The sequence below is a fragment of the Cupriavidus sp. H39 genome, assembly GCF_050271075.1.
Taxonomy (GTDB): Bacteria; Pseudomonadota; Gammaproteobacteria; order Burkholderiales; family Burkholderiaceae; genus Cupriavidus; species Cupriavidus necator_B.
In genome coordinates this window covers 2,365,102-2,385,093 of sequence record NZ_CP189846.1, presented here as the reverse complement: position 1 = coordinate 2,385,093, position 19,992 = coordinate 2,365,102, and the positions used below count along the sequence as shown (strand labels likewise).

Below are 19,992 nucleotides of genomic sequence, written 5' to 3'. Positions count from 1 at the left end.
GGAAGACGCCAGCCACCTCGCCAGCAAAACCCCTTGCATGGCCGATGCCCTTTCCCTACACTTACCAAAACGTTTTTGTTAGCGGAAATCGATAACATTTGGGGCGAACTGCGCACAGACGCAGCCGTTGGCCCGTGCGGCCGACGGCAAAACGCCCGACACACCAAAGGAGGAGCAAAAGCATGTCCCACCCCGCCCCCGCGCCGGTGGATGAACGGCTGCCATGGCGGCGCCTGTTCGTCTTCGGGCTTCAACACGTCCTGGTCATGGCCGCGTCGCCGATCGCGTCGGTCTTCCTGATGAGCAAGGCGCTGAACTTCCCGCCCGCGCTGGCGGTGCAGCTGCTGAGCGCAACCTTTGTGATCTGCGGCCTCGGCACGCTGCTGCAGTCGCTCGGGCAGCGCGGCATCGGCGCGCGCCTGCCGTTCGTGATGCTGCCTGGCGGCGCGCCGATCGTGCTGTTTATCCTGATCGCGCAGCAGACCGATGTGCAGACCGCGGCCGGCGCGGTGATCCTGACCGGGGTGTTCTACTTCCTGGTGCTGCCGGTGTTCCGGCGCTGCCTGCGCTACTTCCCGCCAGTGGTGGTGGGCACCATGCTGCTGCTGGTGGCGATCAACCTGGCGCAGGTGTCGGGCCGGCTGGTGGCCGGCCACCCCGCCGCGGGCAGCGCGGTGGATCCGCTCAACCTGCTGCTCGCCTTTGCCACCGTCGCCTGCACCGTGGCCGCTTCGCGCTGGCTCACCGGCATGCTGGCGCAGCTGGCGATCCTGCTCGGGCTGCTGGGCGGTGCGCTGGTGGCGGGGCTGGCCGGTGCGTTCCACCTCGGCCAGGTGTCGCTGTCGCCGGTGCTGGCGTTGCCGACGCCGTTCCCGTTCGGCTGGCCGACCTTCGACGTGGTCGCCGCGATCCCGCTGATGGTGTTCGCCGTGATCTCGATGGTCGAGGCCACCGGCCAGACCCTGGCGATCAGCGATGCCGTGGGCCGTCCGGTGGACCAGCAGCGCGACGTGCCGCGCACCATTCGCGGCGATGCGCTGACCTCGCTGCTGGGCGGGATGTTCGGCACCTCGCTGATCATCACCAGCGGCGAGAACATCGGCATCGTGCGGGCCACCGGCGTGCGCTCGCGCTTTGTCACGGCGATGTCGGGCGCGATCCTGGTGGCGTTCGGGCTGCTGGTGCCGGTGTCGTCGCTGATCAGCGCGATACCCGAAGCCGTGGTCGGCGGCACCGGCCTGGTGGTGTTCTGCATCGTCGGCACCATGGGCATCGACATGCTGCGCAAGGTGGACCTGCGCGACCACGCCAACATGTACGTCGTGGCGGTGGCACTGGCCGTGGGCCTGCTGCCGATCCTGGTGCCCGGCATCTATGGCGGCCTGCCGGCCAACCTGCGCATCCTGGTGGGCAATGGCGTGGCGATGGGCGCCATCACCGCGGCGCTGCTCAATTTCCTGTTTTTCCATACGGGTCTGCGGACCGCGGCCGCGGGCGCCATCGCGCGCGACGATGCCGCGGCCACGCACTGACCCCGCTGACTGCATTGCCATGACTCAACCTTATGCCTCGACGCCGGCCTGGCCCGGCGAGATGAACCCGCCCCTGGCGCCGGACAGCTTCCAGCGTCCGCGCATCCTGCTGCCGGAATGGACCCTGCTGCGCCAGGGCGCGGTACGCGGCCACGCCATGGTGGTGGAGGGCGGCCGCTTTACCGCGGTCGGCCCCGCCGCGGACGTCGCCGCGCGCTTCCCGGAACTGGAGAGCTTGCCGCTGCCGCGCATGCTGCTGATGCCGGGCATGATCGACACGCACCACCACCTGACGCAGTCGTTCGGCAAGTCGCTGGTGTTCGGCGAGCCGTCGGAGATCTTCCGGCGCGTGTGGGTGCCGCTGGAGGGCAGCCTGAAGGCGGAGCACCTCTACCTGTCGTCCAAGCTGGCGGCGCTGGAAGCGCTGCGCGGCGGCTTTACCACCGTAGTCGATGCCGGCACCCGCAGCGAGGCCGGTCTGGATGCGGTGGCGCGCGCGGTCGGCGATGCCGGCGTGCGCTGCGTGCTGGGCCTGATCTGCAACGACAAGCCGGGCGCTGAAACGCTCGACGCCGCGCCGATCCTGCGCCGCGCCGCCGCGCACCTGGACCGCTACGCCAGCGATACGCTGGTGGCGCCGTCGCTGGCGATCTCGATCCCCGAGGTAGCCTCGGACGCGATGCTGCATCACGTCTACCAGCTGTGCGCCGAGTCCGGCCGCATCTTCCAGACCCATGCCAACGAGCACCTGGTGGCGGTGGAGCGCTCTCTCAATGCGTGCGGGCGCCGGCCGATCGAGCATCTCGCCGCGAACGGCGCGCTGGGCCCGGCGGCCTTGCTGGCGCACGCCACGCTGGTGACGCCGCAGGAAATCCGCCTGCTCGCCGACAGCGGCGCCGCCGTCGCTTACAACCCCGTGGCCAGCGCCTGGAAGGGCAACGCCGTGGCGCCTGCCGAGACCATGGCCACCTTCGGCGTGCGCCTGGGCCTGGGCACCGATGGCACCCGCAGCGACGGCTTCCGCCTGCTGGACTATGCCGAGGCCGCGCAGCGCTTTGCCTTCGGCATCGGCGTCGGCGATTCGTCCTGCGGCGCGGGCTGGCGCTGGGTCGACATGGCCACGCACGACGCGGCCGACGTGGCGGGCCTCGGCGCGCTGACCGGCGAGATTGCCGCGGGCAAGCGCGCCGACTTCCTGCTGGTCGACCTGGACGTGCCGGAACTGACGCCGTCCTGGGACCTGACCTGGGAACTGGTGCGGCTGGCCAACCGCGACCAGATCCGCGCGGTCTTTGTCGACGGCAGCCTGCGCCTGTGGCAGGGCTGGCCCACCGACTGGGACGCGCGCGCGCTGATGCGCGACATCCATGCGATGGCCGAGCACACCGTCGCCGGCGCGCCAATCCGCAAGCTGCATGACGCCGCGGACGTGCATCGCGCGCGCCACGCCGGCACGGAGGCGGCATGAGCATGGACATGACCTTGTTCAGCGTCGGCGTCGCGGTGTTTACCGGCGCGTTGATCCAGGGTGCCACCGGCATGGGCTTCGCGCTGATCGTGGTGCCGGTGCTGGCGCTGGCCGCGCCGGCGATGCTGCCCGGCGCACTGCTGCTGGCGATGTTGCCGCTCAATGCCTACGTGGCCTGGCGCGAGCGCCATGCCATCGACCTGCGCGGCGCGGGCTGGATCAGCGCCGGGCGCGTGGCCGGCACCTTTGGCGGACTGTGGGTGCTGGTGGCGATGCCGATGGCGTGGCTCAACGCGCTGGTCGGCGGCAGCACCATTGCCGCGGCGGTGGTATCGCTGCTGGCGCCGGCCTTTACGCCGGGGCGGCTGACCTTTGCTTCCACCGGCCTGATCACCGGCGTAACCGAGACCGCCACCGGCGTCGGCGGCCCGCCGCTGGCGCTGGCGTACCAGCACGCGCCGGTGGCCACGCTGCGCGCCACGGTGGCGCTGTGCTTCCTGGTGGGCGAGGTGATCTCGCTGGTGGTGCTGGCGCTGGGCGGCCGGTTGGGCATGGAGCAGGTGTTCTATGCCGCGGGGCTGCTGCCGGTGCTGGGTGTCGGCATGGTGGCCAGCCACCTGGTGCACAAGCGCATCAACCAGCGCATGCTGCGCATCGGCGTGCTGGTATTCGCGCTGGTGTCCGGGGCGGTGGTGCTGCTGCGCGGCTAGGCGTTCGGCGTCGACGACGCCCGCACCACCAGTTCGGGCGCCGGTCCTGCAATCACGTTGCGGCTGCGCTCGCCCGACAGGTGCGCGAACAGCAGTTCCACCGCCAGCGACGCCACCCGCTCCAGGTGCAGGTTGACCGCGGTGAGCGGCGGCTGGGCGCTGCGCGCGCGGATGCCGTCGTAGCGCGTCACCACCATCACGTCGTCGGGCACGCGCTTGCCCAGCCCTTGCAGGTGCGCCATGGCGCCGACCGCGAAGGCATCCACCGGCGCGCACAGCGCATCCAGCCCCGGCATCTGCGCCAGCAGTTGCGCGCAGGCGTCGGCGCCTGCGGCTTCGCCATGTTCCTCGGCTGCCTTGACGATATGGCAGGGCAGGCCCAGCGCTTGCGTGAACTCACGGTAGGCGCGTTCCGTTTCCACATACGACTGCCGCGGCGCCGCGCCGATCATCAGGCCGATGTGCCGGCGCCCGTGGCCGTGCAGGTGCGCCAGCAGTAGGCGCGCGGTCTCGGCAGACTGCAAGTCGACGCAGGGCACCGGCGTGTCGGTCAGCGGCTCGCGCCCGATCGACACGATGCTGACGCCGCGCTGGCGCAGGCGCGCGATATGCGGGTCGCCGGCGATCGGCTCGATCACGATGGCACCGTCGATATCGAGCGTGTCGAGCAGGCCACCGGCACCTTCCAGCGGCGGCACCAGCACCACGCCCAGGCCGCGGGCCATGGCCGCCTCGGCCGCGATCGCGGCCACCTCCATCATGAAACCCAGGCGCGAGGTGCCGCCCGCCACCGCGAACGGCATCGACGACAGCAGCGCAATGCAGTTGGCCCGGCCCGACTGCAGCCGCTGCGCGCGCACGCTGGGCCGGTAGCCCAGTTCCGCGGCCACGCGCTTGACGCGCGCGCGCGTGGCCGGGTCCAGCACGCCGCGGTCATTGAGCGCGTGCGACACCGTGGTCAGCGACACGCCGGCGGCGCGGGCGACGTCGTGGATGGTGATGCGGCGGGGGCGGTCAGGCGTGGCTTCGGTCATGCGGGACATGGGCAATGGCTCAGGGCGGAGCATACAACAGCGGCCCTGCCACAGCGGCCGGCATGGGAAACGCTCAGCGGCGCCCGTTGCCGCCGCCGGCCTCAAACGACAGCGCCTTCCAGTGGTCGCGCGTAAAGCGGTACAGCACCTCCAGCGCCGGCGACAGCGAGCGCGCCGCCATGCGCGCCATGCCATAGCGCCCACAGCGGCGCGCATCGGGCGGCATCGGCACTTCGGCCATCAGCCCGGCGGCGCGCTCCTGCCGTGTGATCGACAGCACGCCGAACAGCAGCGTATCGCTCGCCAGCGTCACGCTGCGCAGCATGTCGAGGTTGTCGCAATGCAGGGTGAAGAGCTTGTCCGGCGCGGCGCCCGGACCCCACAGCTCGGCCAGCTGGCGGCTGACGACGGTGCTGAGCGTGGTGGTGGCCACCGGATAGGCGCGGATGGTGTCGATGTCGATGCGGCGCTTGCGCAGGATCGGGTGGCCGGCGCGGCAGACCAGCCCCGCGGGCAGTTCCCCCAGCGGCTCCACCTCGACATCGTCGGCCGCGCGCAGCACATAGGCATCGCCGACGATGGCATCGATGGTCTCGTTGCGCAGCGCCTCCAGCAAGGCGCTGGTCGCGCCGGTCTCGGTGCGCACCTTGATGCGCGGATGGGCCTGCGCCATGTGGATCAGGAACGGCGTCAGCAGCAGCGCCGCTGGCGCGGGCGCCACGCCGATCGCAAGCGACCCTTCCTCGCCCCCGCGCAGCAGCTCCAGGTCGCGCCGCAGCTGGCGCTCTTCCAGCCGCATGCGGCGCGCGCGCTCGGCCACCAGTTCGCCGAACACGGTCAGCGTCGCGCGTCGCGCGCCGCGGTCGAACAGCGGCGCCTTCAGCTCGTCTTCCAGCGCGCGGATGCTGCGGCTCAGCGCCGGCTGCGTCAGGTGCACCGCGCGGGCCGCTTCGGAAAAGGTGCCGTGCTCGACCACCGCGAGCAGGTGCAGAAGTTTCTGGGTGTCCATGCGGCAAACCATGCGCGTTGGTTATGGGATCGGTTCAACATTTGCATTTGAATCATACCTTGCCGCTCCCTATGATGAGCGGAACAACAGAGCGGACCCCGCCGCGGGATACCGCCAACCGTCCATCGGACATCGGAGACAAGACATGCTCAAGCTGTTGATCGGCCTAGGCCTGCCGTATATCGGCGTGATCGGGATGCTGCCGTGGGTGGCATCGGTGGAGCGCTTCGTGCTCGGCGTGCCCTTCATCTACGCGTGGATCTTTGCGTGGTTCGTGCTGACCTCGGGCTGCATGTTGGCGTGCTGGCTGCTGTTCGACCGCCACGCTGCCGACGCGGCGCATGAAGCCTGACCCGGGAGCCGGCCATGACCACAGCGGTATTCCTCGGCTTCATCGTGTTCTCGCTCTATCTCGCCGTCCGCTCGGGCAAGGGGCATGGCGCGCAGAGCATGCACGACTTCTTCGTCGCGTCGCGGCAGTTCGGCGCGTTCCTGGTGTTCTTCCTCGCGGCGGGCGAGATCTACAGCATCGGCACCATGGTGGGTTTCCCGGGCGGCATCTATGCCAAGGGGCCCACCTATGGCATCTGGTTCCTCGGCTATATCCTGCTGGCCTATCCGCTCGGGTACTTCCTGGGGCCGAAGATATGGCAGGCCGGGGCGCGCTACAACGCCATCACGCTGCCGGACCTGTTCAAGGGCCACTACGGCAGCCGCGCGCTCGAGCTGATCGTGGCGGGCTCGTCGATCCTGTTCCTGCTGCCGTGGGGTCAGCTGCAGTTCACCGGGCTGGTGGCGGCGCTCAAGGGGCTGGGCTGGGATTTCGATCCGGTCTACCTGGTGATGATCTCGGCGGCGCTGGCCTTCAGCTACATCGCCATCTCCGGCGTGCGCGCCTCGGCCTATATCGCCATTCTCAAGGACATCCTGATGGTGGTGGCGATCGTCGCCACCGGCGTGGCGGTGGGCTTGAAGGCGGGCGTGGGCGATGTGTTCCACGCCGCCAGCCTGCAAGTCAGCAACCAGATGAGCGAGACCCAGCTGCGCTTCTCGATGAGCACCATGCTGTTCCAGGCGCTGGGCTTCTACGTGATGCCGTTCGCGGTGCAGAACTTCTTTACCGCCAAGAGCGCCAACACCATTCGGCGCACGCAGGTGGCGATGCCGCTGTACATGCTGATGTATCCCTTCCTGGTGCTGGCGTCGTACTACGCCATCAGCCAGAACCTGCAGCTGGCGTCGCCCAACGAGGCCTTCTTCGCGGCGGCGGTGCGGCTGCTGCCGGGCTGGCTGCTGGGCCTGGTTGCCGCGGGCGCGGCGCTGTCGGGCCTGCTGGTGCTGGCCGGCATCTGCCTGGCGATCGGCCCCATCGTCACGCGCAACCTGCTTCCGGGCCTGCCTGAAGCGCGCCAGAAGCAGGGCGCCAAGGTGGTGATCGTGATCTACCTGGTGCTGTCGATCGCCATGACGCTGGCCACGCCCAACCTGATGCTGACGCTGATCAACACCACCTACTACGGCGTGACGCAGTTCTTCCCCGGCGTGCTGGTGATCCTGTTCTCGCTCAAGGTGCGGCCGCTGGCGATTGCGCTGGGCATCGTCACCGGGCAGTTGCTGGCGATCGCGCTGTATGTGCAGCAGGCCGATTTCGGCGGCATCAACCTTGGCCTGGTCAGCCTGGCCGTGAACCTGCTGGTGACTGCGCTGGTGCATTACGCGCCGCGGCTGTCCCGCGTGCAGGCCGCCTGAATGAACTACTCATGCAATCGATGACACAAGACGACACGGCGCGCACGCAGGTATTTGTGGCGCGCAAGATCCTGACGATGGAAGCCGCGCGGCCCGAAGCGACCCATGTCGCGGTGCGCGACGGCAAGATCATGGCCGTCGGCGGCCCCGCCGAGATGGCCGCCTGGCCCGCTGCGGTGCAGGTCGACACCTTCCGCGACAAGGTGCTGATGCCGGGGCTGGTGGAAGGCCACTGCCACCTGATGGAGGGCGCGATGTGGGATGCGGTCTACGTCGGCTATTTCGACCGCCGCGACCCCGACGGCAGGCTGTGGCGCGGCCTGCGCACGCTGGAGCAGGTGATCGATCGCCTCGCCAGCGCGGCCAGCCAGATGCGCGACGCCGAGGCGCCGCTGCTGGCGTGGGGCTTCGACCCGATCTACTTCGGCGCCAGCCGGCTGTCGGTGCGCGAGCTGGACCGCGTGTCGGCGACGCGCCCGATCGTGGTGATGCATGCCAGCGTGCACCTGATGAACGTCAATTCCGCGATGCTGGCGCAGGCCGGCATCGACGCCGACACCGAGATCGACGGCGTGCACAAGGACGCGCAGGGCCTGCCCACTGGCGAGCTGCAGGAGTTCGCGGCGATGTTCCCGGTGCAGCGCGTGCTGGGCAGCGGCTTGTCGCTGGCCGCTGCCGAGAACGCCGAGGCGGTGCGCCGCTTCGGCCGCGTGGCGCAGCTGGCGGGCGTGACCACGGCCACCGACCTGGTCAACGACCTGTCGCCCAAGGGGCTGGAGACGCTGCGCGCGGTCACGGCCGAACCCGGTTTCCCGCTGCGCATCGTCCCGGCGTTTTCCCCGCAGCGCAATGCGCAGGGCGGGCCGGCGCGGGTGCATGCCGCCGCGTCCGCGGGCACCGACAAGCTGCATTTCGGCCCCGTCAAGTTCATCGTCGACGGCTCGATCCAGGGCTTTACCGCGCGCCTGCGCGCGCCCGGCTACGCCGGCGGGCAGCCCAATGGCCTGTGGCTGATCCCGCCGGAGCAGCTGCTCGATGCATTCACACCGTTCCATCTGGCCGGCCTGCCGCTGCATATCCACACCAACGGCGACGAGGCCACCGAAGTGGTGCTCGACGTGCTGGAAGCGATGCTGGCGCGCCATCCGCGCGCGGACCATCGCCATACGCTGCAGCATTGCCAGCTGGCAGACCAGGCGCAACTGGCGCGCGCGGCACGCCTGGGCCTGTGCATCAACTTCTTCTCGAACCACCTGTACTACTGGGGCGATGCGCATGCCGGCCAGACCGTGGGGCCAGCGCGGGCCGCCCGCATGAACCCGGCCGGCAGCGCGCGGCGGCTGGGAATTCCATTCGCGATCCATTCCGATGCCCCGATCACGCCGCTGAACCCGCTCTTCACGGCATGGTGCGCAATGCAGCGCCAGACCGCTTCCGGGCGCGTGCTGGGCGAAGCCGAACGCCTGACGCTGGCCGACGCGCTCTACGCCATCACCATGGGCGCGGCCTATACGCTGAAGCTGGAGCGTTGCATCGGCAGCATCGCGCCCGGCAAGCTGGCCGACTTTGCAGTGCTGGAGGACGATCCCACCGTCGTGGCGCCCGAGCGCCTGAAGGACGTGCGCGTCTGGGGCACGGTGCTGGGCGGGCGCGTCTTTGCGGCGCCGGCACGATGAACGCGCGCGCGCCGATCCCGCTGGTGGTGGTGGGCGGCTACCTCGGCGCGGGCAAGACCACCTTGCTCAACCGCCTGCTCGCCCATGCGCACGGGTGCCGCATCGCGGTGCTGGTCAATGACTTCGGCGCGGTCAATATCGATGCCGCGCTGGTGCGCGCGCGCAGCGACGATGTGATCGAGCTGGAGAACGGCTGCATCTGCTGCTCGATCGGCGGCCGGCTGGCCGAGGCGCTGGTGGCCATCGCCGCGCGGGCGCAGCGGCCGGACTTGCTGGTGATCGAGGCCAGCGGTGTTTCGGACCCACGGCGTATCGCGCAGGTCGGCCTGCTGGACCCGGCCTTCCGGCTCAATGCGGTGCTGGTCGCGGTCGACGCGACCGGCCTGCACCAGGGCCTGCGCGACCCGCTGGTCGGCGACATGGTGCGGCGGCAGGTCGAAGGCGCGTCGGTGCTGGCGCTGACCAAGGCCGACCTGGCCGGCACCGAGGCCGTGGCACGGGCCGGGGCCACGGCAGCCGTCCTGGCGCCGCACGCCACCGTGCTGACGGCGCGCGCTGGCGAACTGCCGCTGGCGGTGTTCCTCGATGCGGGCGTGGTGCCCGCGCGGCGCGGCGCGGCGCTGGCGGGCGCGCCGGGCTGGCAGCGCGGGGCTGCCGGTGCGGGCCACGCCGGCATTCGCAGCGTCGCTTACCAGACCGCGCGCAGCTTCGACAAGGTGCGCCTGCGCCAGGCGCTGGCGACCCTGCCGGTGCGCCTGCTGCGCGCCAAGGGACTGGTCCGGCTTGCCGCGGACCCGCGGCTGCATGAGGTCCACCTCGTCGGCGGCAAGATGCGGCTGGGGCCGGCGGGGCACGCCGATTTCGACGGCTCCGCCCTGGTTTTCGTCGGCGCCTTCGATGCGGTGGCGGAAACGCGCCTGCGTGCCTGCATGGAAGCAGCGCTGGCCTGAGCCGCACCAGGCCGCACCGCTGTGCGGCGCGCTCACGTATGGAACTCCTTGGGGTCGCCGCTGCCGCCACGCAGCTTGTGCCAGACACCGCGCTCGAATTCCGCGATCACCTGCGCCCCAAACAGCAGCAAGGTCGCGGCGATTTCCAGGCTGAGCAGCACCACGATGGCCGTGGTCAGCGAGCCATAGACCCGCCCCACCTGCGACAGCGTGGCGAAGTACCACACCAGCACGTGGCGCGAGATCTCCCACAGCACCGCGGCGACCACCGCGCCGCTGAGCGCATGCCGCAGAGACAGCCGGCCGACCGGCATCACCATGTAGATCGAAGTCAGCATCAGCACCTCGCCGATAAAGCCGAGCAGGTAGAGCAGCCCGGTGGAGAGGCGGTCCAGCGACCAGTCGTGGCCCAGCACCTCCACGTGCCGCTCGGCGATCGCCAGCAGCGCGCCCGAGACCACGGTGACCAGCAGCAGGCCCACGCTGAGCACGGCGATGTAGCAATAGGGCAGCAGCGCCGATACCAGGAAATGGCGGCGCCGGATCGCCACGCGGTGCTCGAAGATCACCGACATGGCGTTCTCCAGCACCGTAAAGGCGAGCGAGCTGAAGAACAGCATGGTGCCCAGCAGCACCCAGCCGATGGTGCCGCGATTGCGCAGGAAGGCGGCCAGCTCGGTGACCAGCGCCCGCGATTGCCCTGGCACCACCCACTCGAGGTAGCGCGCCAGCGTCGACAGCAGCAACGCGGGCTCAATCACGTGCGACAGCGCGATCACCATCAGGATCAGCAGCGGCACGATCGATAGCAGCGCGTAATAGGCCACCGCGCCGGCCAGCAGCAGGCCCTGGTTGGCGCGGAACTGGCGCAGCGTATGCCAGGCAAAGCGCCGGGGGCGGCGCAGCAGGTCGCTGACGCGGGCGTCGGGAAGCTGCATGGCAGGCATCGGAAGTAGCGGGTGATGACATTATGCGCGGGCCGCGCCGATCCATCCCGCGCTACCGCTTCTCCATGACATTCCCACCGGTTATGGCTCTATTCCGAACAGGGGATTGTGGCCATGTCCGCAGGCCATGCAACATGGCGCGGCAGCCTGCCCTCGCAGGCTTGCATCGGATCATCAGAAGGCGGCGCACCGCGCGTGCAGCCGCTTCGACAGCCATGGAGACAGCATGCAGGCGCAAGCGCATTCGCACAGGACGGGGTTCCGACGCAGTCGGGCGTGGTGGGCACTGGCGCCGCTGGTGGCGTTGATGGCGGCGCCGGCGGGCATGGCGCAGGCGCAGGGAGCGGGCGAGTCCGCGGCGGTGGCGGAGAGCGAAGTCATGCAGGGGTTTCCGCCGCCGCCAGACAAGCAGGTCAGTCGCGGCAGCGGGCTGCGCCCGCCCTATATGCGCTGGGCCTTCCGTCATGCGCGCGAGATGTCGCCGACCGTGGGCATCCGGCATGCGAGCCAGCCGCTGGCACTGCCAGGGCAGGCGGCGCCGGAACTGGACGCGGTCAGCTTTACCGTCGCGGGCCAGACGGTGCGGCTGGCGGACTACCTGCGCGATACGCACACCGACGGCTTTATCGTGCTGCACCAGGGCAAGGTGGTGTATGAGCGCTACCTCGCCGGCTTTGGCCCGCACCAGCCGCATATCTGGGCCTCGATGACCAAGTCCGTGACCGGCCTGCTGGCGGCCATGCTGGTCGAGGAAGGCAAGCTCGATCCGCACGCCCGGCTGGCGCAGTATGTGCCGGAACTGGCCGGCAACCCGTTCGGCGAGGCCACGGTGCAGCAGAACCTGGACATGGAGGTGCCGGTGGGCTACCCCCAGGCGCTGCCACCGGACCTGGGACTGTTCGGCGCGGTGGGGATCGTGCCGCGCAAGGCGGATGCGCCCGACACCATCTATGACTTCCTCAAGGTCGTGCACGCCACCGGCCCCGCAGTCGCGGGCGCGGAGGGCGGGGTCTGGTACTACCAGAACGGCTCGCCGGAGGCGGTGGCGTGGGCCCTGCGCCGCATCACCGGCCAGAGCTGGGCGCAGATGGTGACGGAGCGGCTCTGGTCGCGCCTTGCCGATGACGATGCCTATACCCAGGTCGATCGCCAGGGCACCGAAATGGCCAGCGGCGGCATGAATTCCACGCTGCGCGATGCCGCCCGCTTTGCCGAGGCGGTGCGCCGCGCCGCGGCCGGCGATGCCACGGTTGGCATATCGCCGCAGGCGGTGCGGATCGCGCTGCAGCCGGCAAGCAACCAGGCCCGCTTCGCGCGCGGCAACACCACGGCAGGACGCGACGGCTACGGCTACCGCAACTACTGGTTCCAGCGCAACGACGGCGACGGCAGCGTCGAGGCCAGCGGCCGCTTCGGCCAGAAGATCTACATCAACCCCGCCAGGGGGCTGACCGTGGTGAAGTTTTCCGCCAGCCCCGACGGCGCCGCGCGCGCAACCAGCGCCGCCGGCGTGCGCAAGCGCGACGATCCGGCGGCGCGCGCACTGGAGTCCTCCCAGGCCATGGTGGCGGCGGCGCACGCCATCCTGCGCGCCGCCAGCCACTGACCCACGCCGGGACCGCCCGGCAAAAGCTCGCGGTGGCTCAGGCCACCGGCAGCTTCAGCACCTGAGCGGTCGTCAGGATATCGCCGAAGGTGTCGTCGAGCGCGGCCAGCGCGGCGCGGTGCAGGTCCTGGTGCGGCACCGTGCCGGCCGCGGTATCCAGGTCGCGCGTGGCGCAGGCGTCCGCCGCCACGATCACGCTGTATCCCAGCGGCACCGCGTCGCGCGCCGCGCCGGTGACGCAGGCGTGGGTCATCAGGCCGGTAATGACCAGGGTCTTGATGCCGGCCGCCTTGAGGCGCCGGTCGAGGTCGGTGGTCGGGAACACGCTGACCGAAGTCTTTTGCAGCACGGTGTGATGCGGAGCCGGCTGCAGCTCGCCGTGGAACGCCACGGTCGGGCCGTGTTCCGCAAAGACCGGGCTGCCCGCCGGCGTGACATGCTGGATGTGGAACACGGGCATGCCGGCAGCGTCGGCGTGCTCGACCAGGCGCCGCGCGTTGGCGAGGGCGGCCGGCCCGTCAGGAATCGGCAGCCTGCCGCTGAAGTATTCGTTCTGGAAATCGATCACCAGCACGGCGGTGCTGGCGGCGTCGATGGCGGTGGGCGCGGGGGTGCCGGCGATCGTGCGCAGGGTCGGATGGGGCATGGTGGGTCCTCGTCGAGATGGAAGGGGAAGGTCGGCGCCGCTGGCATGGCGGCCGCCGCGTTCGCCGCAAGCGCGGCATGGGAGGTAGTGTCCGGCGCCGGCGGCATCGCCGAAAGTGGCCCGATGGACAACATTCGATAGAATCGGGCCAACCTGGGCCAAGCCGTTCCGGCCCGCCGACCGACGTCCCCAGCCAGCGAGATTGCGATGCACACCGTCGCGGTGATTGCCTTCGAAGGCATCAGCCCTTTCCACCTGTCCGTGCCCTGCATCGTCTTTGGCGACGACCTCGACCGGCTCGGCGTGCCGCGCTACCGGCTGCTGATCTGCGGCGAAACCCCCGGGCTGATTGCCACCATGTCCGGGTTCCGGATCGAGGTCGAACATGACCTGTCGACGCTGGAGCAGGCCGACACCGTGATCATGCCGGCGTGGCGGGATCCGGCCGAGCCGGCCCCGCCAGCGCTGCGCGATGCGCTGCGCTCGGCCAGCGCGCGCGGGGCGCGCATCGTGGGACTATGCCTGGGTACCTTCGTGGTGGCCGAGGCGGGCCTGCTGGACGGCCGCACCGCGGCCACGCACTGGGCCTGGGCCGACGATTTTGCGCAGCGCTACCCGCGGGTGCGGCTCGACCGCGATTCGCTCTATATCGACGATGGCGAGATCCTGACCTCGGCCGGCACCGCCGCCGCGCTGGACTGCTGCCTGCACCTGGTGCGGCGCGACCATGGCGCCGAAGTGGCCAACCGGGTGGCGCGCCGCATGGTGGTGGCCCCGCACCGGCACGGCGGCCAGGCGCAGTACATCGAGCACCCGCTGCCGCAGGCGGAGGGCGCTGACCGGCTCGGCATGACGCTGGACTGGGCCATCGCGCACCTGGCCGAGCCGCTGACGCTGGATGCGCTGGCCCAAAAGGCCGGCATGAGCCGGCGCAATTTCACGCGGCGCTTCAAGGCCAAGACCGGCACCACGGTGACGCAGTGGCTGCTGAACCACCGGCTGACGGCGGCGCGGCGCTTGCTGGAGACGACCGACAAGGGCGTTGACCTGGTGGCCGCGCTGGTCGGGTTCGGCTCGGCCGTTTCCCTGCGCCAGCACTTCACCCAGGCGCTGGCCGTGTCGCCATCGGCCTACCGCAAGCAGTTCGGCACCGCGGTGCCGCGCAACGGCTTCAGCTGACCTTCATCAGCGACGAAGCCACCGTGCGGATCTCGTCGAAATTGGTGATCAGCCCGAAGCTGAGCACGAACATGCCGACATGGAACAAGCCCCGGTAGCGCTCGCACAGGAACAAGAAGGGCGCCGCGATCCGCTCGCGGGACCAGGGACGGGTCAGTATCAGGCATGTCAGCACGCCCAGCAGGGCGCCGGCGATGACGTCGGTCGGATAATGCAGCCCGACAATAACGCGGGACATGGAGATCATCAGCACGGCATAGGCCAGCGCCAGCAGGCCAAGCCACCGGGATGCGACCAGCACACCGGTGGCCACGGCGCACCACAGCATCGCGTGGTCGCTGGGGAAAGAACTCCACGTGCGCATGCCGTCGTCGGCGGCGAGCAGGAAGCGCAGTCCTACCTCAGGATTGGCCATGGGACGAAGCCGGAACGGTAGGCCGGACGCGAGGAAGCGCCCCAGCAATAACGCGCAAAAAGCGGCTACGACCGTCGCGACCACGATTTCGCGGTCGCGCTGCTTGTCCACGCCGTCGCGGAACCAGAGCCACCATAGCAACGCGATCATGGGCAAGCCGCGCAGCATGTAGAACTGGGTCATGGCCAGCACCGCGTGGTCGACGAAGGGCCAGCGGAAAGAGAACTGGTTCAGGAATTGAATGATGCTGCTATCGAAAGCGTTCATCCCTGTGGCCCTGCATGGTGACTGGTAGTCACTTATCTCCTATATCGGCAGAGTATAGGGTTGGCGCACCGCTCGCCAATAGGGCGGGTCTCGCTTCGGTTGGCTGGCACACACAAGCGGCGCGCCCACAAAAACAAGCGTGCCAGGGCAACCGTCCTGGCACGCCACTTCCGCAACTGCCGAATTACATGCCGTCGTGCCGGCGCGAGCCGCCAAACAGCCGCGCGCCCAACACCACGCCGACCCCGAGCGCGATTCCCAGCGCACGGATGGGATTGGCGTGTACGAAAGTTTCGGTACGCTCAAGCCCGGTCTCCCATTCGCTCTTGACACGCCCGCTCACGCGCTTGGCGACCTCCGCCGATTTAGCCGCCAGTTCCGTTGCGGCATTGCCCGACTTTGCGGCCAGCTCGACGAATTCCGCCTTGGCCTTTTCAAGGTTCTCGCCGGACAGCATGGGAATGCGATCGAGCAGCTTGTCCAGTTCGCTGGCGAGATCCTGCGATGCCGTCGATCGCGTCGCTCCTGTCGATCCCGTCGACGCGGACGTCACCCGGGACGACCCGCCGCTGCCGGAATCCGGGCCGGAGAAGTTTGAGAATCCCCGCGCCGGTTGCTGGCTGGTTTCCGATCCGGTGCCCGGTGTGCTTTTCGTTTCCGTCTGTTCCATGGTCCGCCTCCGCATTGAAGTATCGGGCGCACAGGGTCTGCCCCGCCCGCCAAGGTAGGGCGGTGCACCTTTCGTGCCCGCGATGGCCGCTGCCGCCATCCCCCGGTGGGCCATGGCTGACGTGGCGCCAGGGCAGCCCGGCGATACCCTCACCGCGTGCCGCATTACAAAGTCAGGCAGATTTGCGCGCTGAGATTGCGCCGTCGGTCCGTACGCACCCGGCAACGCGCGCCCCCGGGATGGTCCGCGCGCACAAAATCGCGCCACGCTACTACCGCTTGCCTTGGCATGGTCGTTGCGTCTTTATGGGTGCCGCATTTTGCAAGCAGGAGGCATCATGGAACATCAAATTCCACGGCCGGGTGAAGGGCCGAATGTACCGGAGGTGCCGCCGGCAGATCCCTCCCGGGACAGTGAGGAGCAGTTGCCGCCGAGGCATGAGGACGATCTCCGCAAGCCACCGCGCCAGCCGGGCCAGGTGGATGTCCGACGTCCGCCGCCATGGTGTATGCAGCAGTAGCCCTGCGATTCCCTTTTCTCACATGCGGCTTCGACAATACACGTGACCAGCTAGGTAAACCAGGCACCACGTAGCGCCGGCCGGCCACAAGGCCCGGATAGACGGCGGTTCACAGACAGCTGTGAACCGCCGTCTTAGTTTCAGGAGCCAGGCAAGACCTCGCCATCGCGCCGGAACAATTCTTCCTGCGACGCAACGAATGGACATGCCGGGCGAATCGGCCGTTGCTGCATGGCGCGGGCCGCGCACGGCACCCGACCTTCAGGAGGACCGACATGAACACCCCAACAAAGCTTGTCCCATCACCCGAACTGGCACGCCAGAATCCTGTTCACTTTCCGAATGAAAGCGCGGCGTACCGCGAGGCGCGCAATGCGTTGCTGGCCGAGGAAATCGAACTGCGCCGGCATATTGAACGCGTCGCTGAACTGCGGCGCGCCTTGCCGCCCGGCGGCGAGGTGACAAAGCGCTATACCTTCCAGGGAGAACATGGGCCCGTCACGCTCGATGAACTGTTCGCCGACAAGGACACGCTTGTCGTCTACAGCTATATGTTCGGACCGCAGCGGGAGCGGCCTTGTCCAATGTGCACATCGATCATGGGGTCATGGGACCACAAGGTTCCGGATATCGAGCAGCGCGTCGCGCTGGCGATGGTCGCGCGCTCGCCTGTCGAGCGCCTGGTCGCGGCGAAGCAGGCGCGAGGCTGGAGCAAGCTGAAGGTCTATGCGGACATTGACGGCGATTTCACGCGCGATTATGTCAGCGCCGAGGATGCGGATGTTCCGGGCTATACGGTCTTTACGCGACGCGATGGGAAGATCCGGCATTTCTGGAGTAGCGAGATGTATGCGCTGACGGCGGATCCGGGGCAGGATCCACGCGGGGCGCCGGATCTGGACCCGTTGTGGACGTTGCTGGATACGACGCCGGAGGGGAGGGGGAATTGGTATCCGGAACTGGAGTACGGGGGGAAGGATTAGGCGGGGCGTTCGGCATGCGGGTGGGTCGATACATAACCGGAATCGAAGCTACGCCGGGTACGCACCCAGGCGGTTCGCGCCATCCGTTGCCGGCCGGGTGGCGTGGCCGCTGAAACTATTCCCGGTTGTCCGAGACGGGGTCCTTGTCGCTTTGATATTCCGCTGGTTGGCTATCCTTCTGCAAGACGTCAAGGTGGGATAGATAGACCTCGAGTTCCTCTCGTCCCTCGTCAGTAATACGGTAAACCCGTCCACTGCCTTCGACGAGTTGCGCCGTAATGGCGCGCGCCATCATAAGGCTGCGCAAAATGGGGCGCAATGATCGAATATTCTCTTCAATGCCCCGTTCGCGCAGACGGTCCGCCAAGGTAAGCACCGTCGCGGGGTTCGCCTGGACGATCTTGAGAATATACAAACGCGACAAGACGCGCTTGAGATTCGGGGCTTTCATGCAGATGCGCCTACATGCCTGCGTGCTGGAATGAATGCAATCCTTTTGATATTGGGAGGCAATTGGGAGGCAACCGCACCCCCCAATGTAGCTTGTCCCGAATGAGGCTCGACATTACTGGAAGCTATTCCTCCTGGAAGGCTTCCTCTCGCTTGGACTTGATGGAGGGCATCGCCACGACCGCAACCAGTACCGCGGCGGCGATCAGCAGGCCCATCGACAGCGGCCGCGTCACGAACACGCTGAAGGCACCACGCGACAGCAGCAGCGAGCGGCGGAAGTTCTCTTCCATCATCGGCCCCAGCACGAAGCCGAGCAGCATCGGTGCCGGTTCGCAGCGCAGCTTGATGAACAGGTAGCCGATCACGCCAAAGGCCGCGGTCTGGAACACGTCGAAGGTGGTGTTCTGGACCGAGTACACGCCGATGCAGCAGAACACCAGGATGGCAGGGTACAGGTAGCGGTAGGGCACCTTCAGCAGCTTCACCCAGATGCCGATCAGCGGCAGGTTCAGCACGATCAGCATCAGGTTGCCGATCCACATCGAGGCGATCAGGCCCCAGAACAGCGCCGGATTGCTGGTCATCACCTGCGGACCCGGCTGGATGTTGTGGATGGTCATCGCACCGACCATCAGCGCCATCACCGCATTGGGCGGAATGCCCAGCGTCAGCAGCGGGATGAACGAGGTCTGCGCCGCGGCGTTGTTGGCCGACTCCGGACCCGCCACGCCTTCGATCGCGCCCTTGCCGAATTCATGCGCGTACTTGGAGGTCTTCTTCTCCAGCGAATACGCAGCAAACGAGGCCAGTGCTGCACCACCGCCTGGCAGGATGCCCAGCGCCGAACCCAGCAGGGTGCCACGCAGCACCGCGGGGATCATGCGCTTGAAATCTTCCTTGGTCGGGAACAGGTTGGTGATGTGGTCGGTGAAGGTCTCGCGGTGTTCCTTCTGCTCCAGGTTGGCGATGATTTCAGCAAAGCCGAACACACCCATTGCCACCGAGACGAAGTTCAAGCCATCGGTCAGTTCCGGCACGTCGAACGAGAAGCGCGCGGCGCCCGAGTTGACGTCGGTGCCGACCAGGCCCAGCAGCAGGCCCAGCACGATCATGGCGATTGCCTTGACCAGCGAACCCGATGCCAGCACCACGGCGCCGATCAGGCCCAGCACCATCAGCGAGAAATACTCGGCGGGGCCGAACTTGAACGCCAGTTCCGACAGCGGCGCGGCAAACGCGGCCAGGATCAGCGTGGCGACGCAGCCGGCGAAGAACGAGCCCAGGCCGGCTGTGGCCAATGCCACCCCCGCTCGTCCTCGCCTGGCCATCTGGTAGCCATCGATGGTGGTCACCACCGACGACGATTCACCGGGCAGGTTCACCAGGATGGCGGTGGTCGAGCCACCATACTGGGCGCCGTAGTAGATGCCGGCAAGCATGATCAGCGCGGCGACCGGCGGCAGCGTGTAGGTCACCGGCAGCAGCATGGCGATGGTGGCCAGCGGCCCCAGGCCCGGCAGCACGCCGATCAGGGTACCCAGCACGCAGCCGAGGAAGGCGTACGCGAGGTTCTGGAAGGTCAGGGCGGTGGAGAAGCCGAGACCCAGGTTGGTGAGTAGTTCCATGTTGGCGGCTCCTTAGCTTGCCAGGAAAGCCGGCCACACCGGCATCTGCAGGTTGATGCCGTACACGAACGCGCCCATGCTGATCAGCACCAGGATGATCGCGTTGAGAACCGCACCCTTCCAGCTGAACTCGTGGCTGGCCATCGACGACACCAGCACCAGCACCAGCACCGACAGCACCATGCCCAGCGGCTTGAGCAGCAGGCCGAACAGCACCACCGCTCCGAGGATCCACAACAGCGTCTTGATGTCCCAGCGGGCCAGGCTGTCCTGTTCCATCCTGGAAGACAGCGAGCCCCACAGCACCAGCACGCCCAGCAGGGCGAGCACGATGCCGAGCCAGAACGGGAAGTATCCCGGTCCCATCTTTGCGGCGGTTCCCATGGAATAACCGCGCGCGACCCAGGAAAAGCCGAATCCGACCAGGATGAACATCAGGCCGGAGGCGAAGTCCTTTTGGCTACGTATGCGAAACATGATTCTCCTCTGTTGTTTTGTGCTTCAGCGCACGCTGCCTCAAGCGCTCCACCTCTACCCGGACGTACGCGATGAA

Annotated in this window: 19 protein-coding genes; 10 read left to right on the top strand and 9 right to left on the bottom strand. The window is 68.2% G+C overall.

Features of this window, described 5'->3' with window-relative positions:
• The first annotated feature begins 182 nt into the window (after nucleotides 1–182).
• From ACOCMH_RS11225 to ACOCMH_RS11215, 3 genes are read left to right on the top strand one after another with little or no spacing between them, the layout of a single operon-like run.
• On the top strand, nucleotides 183–1,532 hold the full coding sequence (locus tag ACOCMH_RS11225; RefSeq protein ID WP_427307043.1) for a uracil-xanthine permease family protein: 1,350 nt from the start codon (nucleotides 183–185) through the stop codon (nucleotides 1,530–1,532).
• 19 nt (nucleotides 1,533–1,551) lie between these two features.
• Nucleotides 1,552–3,000 (top strand): amidohydrolase family protein, encoded by a 1,449-nt coding sequence (locus ACOCMH_RS11220; RefSeq protein WP_427307042.1) that lies wholly within the window; start codon nucleotides 1,552–1,554, stop codon nucleotides 2,998–3,000.
• Between the two features lie 2 nt (nucleotides 3,001–3,002).
• A complete protein-coding gene (locus ACOCMH_RS11215; RefSeq protein ID WP_427308439.1) occupies nucleotides 3,003–3,710 on the top strand; it encodes a sulfite exporter TauE/SafE family protein in 708 nt (235 codons plus the stop codon).
• Here the strand turns inward: ACOCMH_RS11215 and ACOCMH_RS11210 are convergent.
• Nucleotides 3,707–4,744 carry a substrate-binding domain-containing protein gene (locus tag ACOCMH_RS11210; RefSeq protein WP_427308437.1) on the bottom strand — a complete coding sequence of 346 codons (1,038 nt, stop codon included), beginning with the start codon at nucleotides 4,742–4,744 and terminating at the stop codon, nucleotides 3,707–3,709. The two genes, ACOCMH_RS11215 and ACOCMH_RS11210, sit on opposite strands and share 4 nt — an antisense overlap.
• Nucleotides 4,745–4,817: 73 nt before the next feature.
• Entirely contained in the window at nucleotides 4,818–5,753 is a 936-nt protein-coding gene (locus ACOCMH_RS11205; RefSeq protein ID WP_427307041.1) for a LysR family transcriptional regulator, read from the bottom strand.
• A gap of 145 nt (nucleotides 5,754–5,898) precedes the next feature.
• Between ACOCMH_RS11205 and ACOCMH_RS11200 the strand changes: the two genes are divergently transcribed.
• The 4 genes from ACOCMH_RS11200 to ACOCMH_RS11185 are packed head-to-tail and all read left to right on the top strand — an operon-like array spanning nucleotide 5,899 to nucleotide 10,128.
• Complete coding sequence (locus tag ACOCMH_RS11200; RefSeq protein WP_171513082.1) at nucleotides 5,899–6,105, top strand: DUF3311 domain-containing protein; 207 nt, start codon at nucleotides 5,899–5,901, stop codon at nucleotides 6,103–6,105.
• A gap of 14 nt (nucleotides 6,106–6,119) precedes the next feature.
• A complete protein-coding gene (locus ACOCMH_RS11195) occupies nucleotides 6,120–7,502 on the top strand; it encodes a sodium:solute symporter family protein (RefSeq protein ID WP_427307040.1) in 1,383 nt (460 codons plus the stop codon).
• An 11-nt stretch (nucleotides 7,503–7,513) separates the two neighbouring features.
• Nucleotides 7,514–9,178, top strand: a complete 1,665-nt coding sequence (locus tag ACOCMH_RS11190; RefSeq protein ID WP_427307039.1) for an amidohydrolase — start codon at nucleotides 7,514–7,516, stop codon at nucleotides 9,176–9,178.
• Nucleotides 9,175–10,128 carry a CobW family GTP-binding protein gene (locus tag ACOCMH_RS11185; RefSeq protein WP_427307038.1) on the top strand — a complete coding sequence of 318 codons (954 nt, stop codon included), beginning with the start codon at nucleotides 9,175–9,177 and terminating at the stop codon, nucleotides 10,126–10,128. The genes ACOCMH_RS11190 and ACOCMH_RS11185 overlap by 4 nt, the downstream gene beginning before the upstream one ends.
• Before the next feature lie 32 nt (nucleotides 10,129–10,160).
• On the opposite strand, the gene ACOCMH_RS11180 is transcribed toward ACOCMH_RS11185, so the two are convergent.
• Nucleotides 10,161–11,075, bottom strand: a complete 915-nt coding sequence (locus tag ACOCMH_RS11180) for a YihY/virulence factor BrkB family protein (RefSeq protein ID WP_427307037.1) — start codon at nucleotides 11,073–11,075, stop codon at nucleotides 10,161–10,163.
• A gap of 226 nt (nucleotides 11,076–11,301) precedes the next feature.
• Between ACOCMH_RS11180 and ACOCMH_RS11175 the strand changes: the two genes are divergently transcribed.
• Nucleotides 11,302–12,681: a serine hydrolase domain-containing protein gene (locus ACOCMH_RS11175; protein WP_427307036.1), complete on the top strand. Its 1,380-nt coding sequence runs from the start codon at nucleotides 11,302–11,304 to the stop codon at nucleotides 12,679–12,681.
• 37 nt (nucleotides 12,682–12,718) lie between these two features.
• Here ACOCMH_RS11175 and ACOCMH_RS11170 read toward each other — a convergent pair whose 3' ends face one another.
• Nucleotides 12,719–13,327, bottom strand: a complete 609-nt coding sequence (locus ACOCMH_RS11170; protein WP_427307035.1) for a cysteine hydrolase family protein — start codon at nucleotides 13,325–13,327, stop codon at nucleotides 12,719–12,721.
• A gap of 207 nt (nucleotides 13,328–13,534) precedes the next feature.
• Between ACOCMH_RS11170 and ACOCMH_RS11165 the strand changes: the two genes are divergently transcribed.
• Nucleotides 13,535–14,506, top strand: coding sequence for a GlxA family transcriptional regulator (locus ACOCMH_RS11165; protein ID WP_427307034.1), 972 nt, complete (start codon nucleotides 13,535–13,537; stop codon nucleotides 14,504–14,506).
• On the opposite strand, the gene ACOCMH_RS11160 is transcribed toward ACOCMH_RS11165, so the two are convergent.
• The gene (locus ACOCMH_RS11160; protein ID WP_427307033.1) at nucleotides 14,499–15,188 is read right to left on the bottom strand and encodes a phosphatase PAP2 family protein; all 690 of its coding nucleotides are present in this window, start codon (nucleotides 15,186–15,188) and stop codon (nucleotides 14,499–14,501) included. The genes ACOCMH_RS11165 and ACOCMH_RS11160 overlap by 8 nt on opposite strands.
• A gap of 184 nt (nucleotides 15,189–15,372) precedes the next feature.
• Nucleotides 15,373–15,858, bottom strand: a complete 486-nt coding sequence (locus tag ACOCMH_RS11155; protein ID WP_427307032.1) for a DUF883 family protein — start codon at nucleotides 15,856–15,858, stop codon at nucleotides 15,373–15,375.
• A 795-nt stretch (nucleotides 15,859–16,653) separates the two neighbouring features.
• On the opposite strand from ACOCMH_RS11155, the gene ACOCMH_RS11150 reads away from it, so the two are divergent.
• A complete protein-coding gene (locus ACOCMH_RS11150) occupies nucleotides 16,654–17,361 on the top strand; it encodes a DUF899 family protein (RefSeq protein ID WP_427307031.1) in 708 nt (235 codons plus the stop codon).
• 115 nt (nucleotides 17,362–17,476) lie between these two features.
• Here ACOCMH_RS11150 and ACOCMH_RS11145 read toward each other — a convergent pair whose 3' ends face one another.
• From ACOCMH_RS11145 to ACOCMH_RS11135, 3 genes are all read right to left on the bottom strand, one after another.
• The gene (locus ACOCMH_RS11145) at nucleotides 17,477–17,812 is read right to left on the bottom strand and encodes a helix-turn-helix transcriptional regulator (protein WP_427307030.1); all 336 of its coding nucleotides are present in this window, start codon (nucleotides 17,810–17,812) and stop codon (nucleotides 17,477–17,479) included.
• A 124-nt stretch (nucleotides 17,813–17,936) separates the two neighbouring features.
• On the bottom strand, nucleotides 17,937–19,439 hold the full coding sequence (locus tag ACOCMH_RS11140) for a tripartite tricarboxylate transporter permease (protein WP_171513090.1): 1,503 nt from the start codon (nucleotides 19,437–19,439) through the stop codon (nucleotides 17,937–17,939).
• A gap of 12 nt (nucleotides 19,440–19,451) precedes the next feature.
• Entirely contained in the window at nucleotides 19,452–19,916 is a 465-nt protein-coding gene (locus ACOCMH_RS11135; protein ID WP_427307029.1) for a tripartite tricarboxylate transporter TctB family protein, read from the bottom strand.
• Nucleotides 19,917–19,992 lie beyond the last annotated feature (76 nt).

Bases quoted from the DNA above. Each gene is read 5' to 3' on its own strand.
- ACOCMH_RS11225 (WP_427307043.1), top strand. From the start codon at position 183: ATGTCCCACCCCGCCCCCGCGCCGGTGGATGAACGGCTGCCATGGCGG.
- ACOCMH_RS11220 (WP_427307042.1), top strand. From the start codon at position 1,552: ATGACTCAACCTTATGCCTCGACGCCGGCCTGGCCCGGCGAGATGAAC.
- ACOCMH_RS11215 (WP_427308439.1), top strand. From the start codon at position 3,003: ATGGACATGACCTTGTTCAGCGTCGGCGTCGCGGTGTTTACCGGCGCG.
- ACOCMH_RS11210 (WP_427308437.1), bottom strand. From the start codon at position 4,744: ATGACCGAAGCCACGCCTGACCGCCCCCGCCGCATCACCATCCACGAC.
- ACOCMH_RS11205 (WP_427307041.1), bottom strand. From the start codon at position 5,753: ATGGACACCCAGAAACTTCTGCACCTGCTCGCGGTGGTCGAGCACGGC.
- ACOCMH_RS11200 (WP_171513082.1), top strand. From the start codon at position 5,899: ATGCTCAAGCTGTTGATCGGCCTAGGCCTGCCGTATATCGGCGTGATC.
- ACOCMH_RS11195 (WP_427307040.1), top strand. From the start codon at position 6,120: ATGACCACAGCGGTATTCCTCGGCTTCATCGTGTTCTCGCTCTATCTC.
- ACOCMH_RS11190 (WP_427307039.1), top strand. From the start codon at position 7,514: ATGCAATCGATGACACAAGACGACACGGCGCGCACGCAGGTATTTGTG.
- ACOCMH_RS11185 (WP_427307038.1), top strand. From the start codon at position 9,175: ATGAACGCGCGCGCGCCGATCCCGCTGGTGGTGGTGGGCGGCTACCTC.
- ACOCMH_RS11180 (WP_427307037.1), bottom strand. From the start codon at position 11,075: ATGCCTGCCATGCAGCTTCCCGACGCCCGCGTCAGCGACCTGCTGCGC.
- ACOCMH_RS11175 (WP_427307036.1), top strand. From the start codon at position 11,302: ATGCAGGCGCAAGCGCATTCGCACAGGACGGGGTTCCGACGCAGTCGG.
- ACOCMH_RS11170 (WP_427307035.1), bottom strand. From the start codon at position 13,327: ATGCCCCATCCGACCCTGCGCACGATCGCCGGCACCCCCGCGCCCACC.
- ACOCMH_RS11165 (WP_427307034.1), top strand. From the start codon at position 13,535: ATGCACACCGTCGCGGTGATTGCCTTCGAAGGCATCAGCCCTTTCCAC.
- ACOCMH_RS11160 (WP_427307033.1), bottom strand. From the start codon at position 15,188: ATGAACGCTTTCGATAGCAGCATCATTCAATTCCTGAACCAGTTCTCT.
- ACOCMH_RS11155 (WP_427307032.1), bottom strand. From the start codon at position 15,858: ATGGAACAGACGGAAACGAAAAGCACACCGGGCACCGGATCGGAAACC.
- ACOCMH_RS11150 (WP_427307031.1), top strand. From the start codon at position 16,654: ATGAACACCCCAACAAAGCTTGTCCCATCACCCGAACTGGCACGCCAG.
- ACOCMH_RS11145 (WP_427307030.1), bottom strand. From the start codon at position 17,812: ATGAAAGCCCCGAATCTCAAGCGCGTCTTGTCGCGTTTGTATATTCTC.
- ACOCMH_RS11140 (WP_171513090.1), bottom strand. From the start codon at position 19,439: ATGGAACTACTCACCAACCTGGGTCTCGGCTTCTCCACCGCCCTGACC.
- ACOCMH_RS11135 (WP_427307029.1), bottom strand. From the start codon at position 19,916: ATGTTTCGCATACGTAGCCAAAAGGACTTCGCCTCCGGCCTGATGTTC.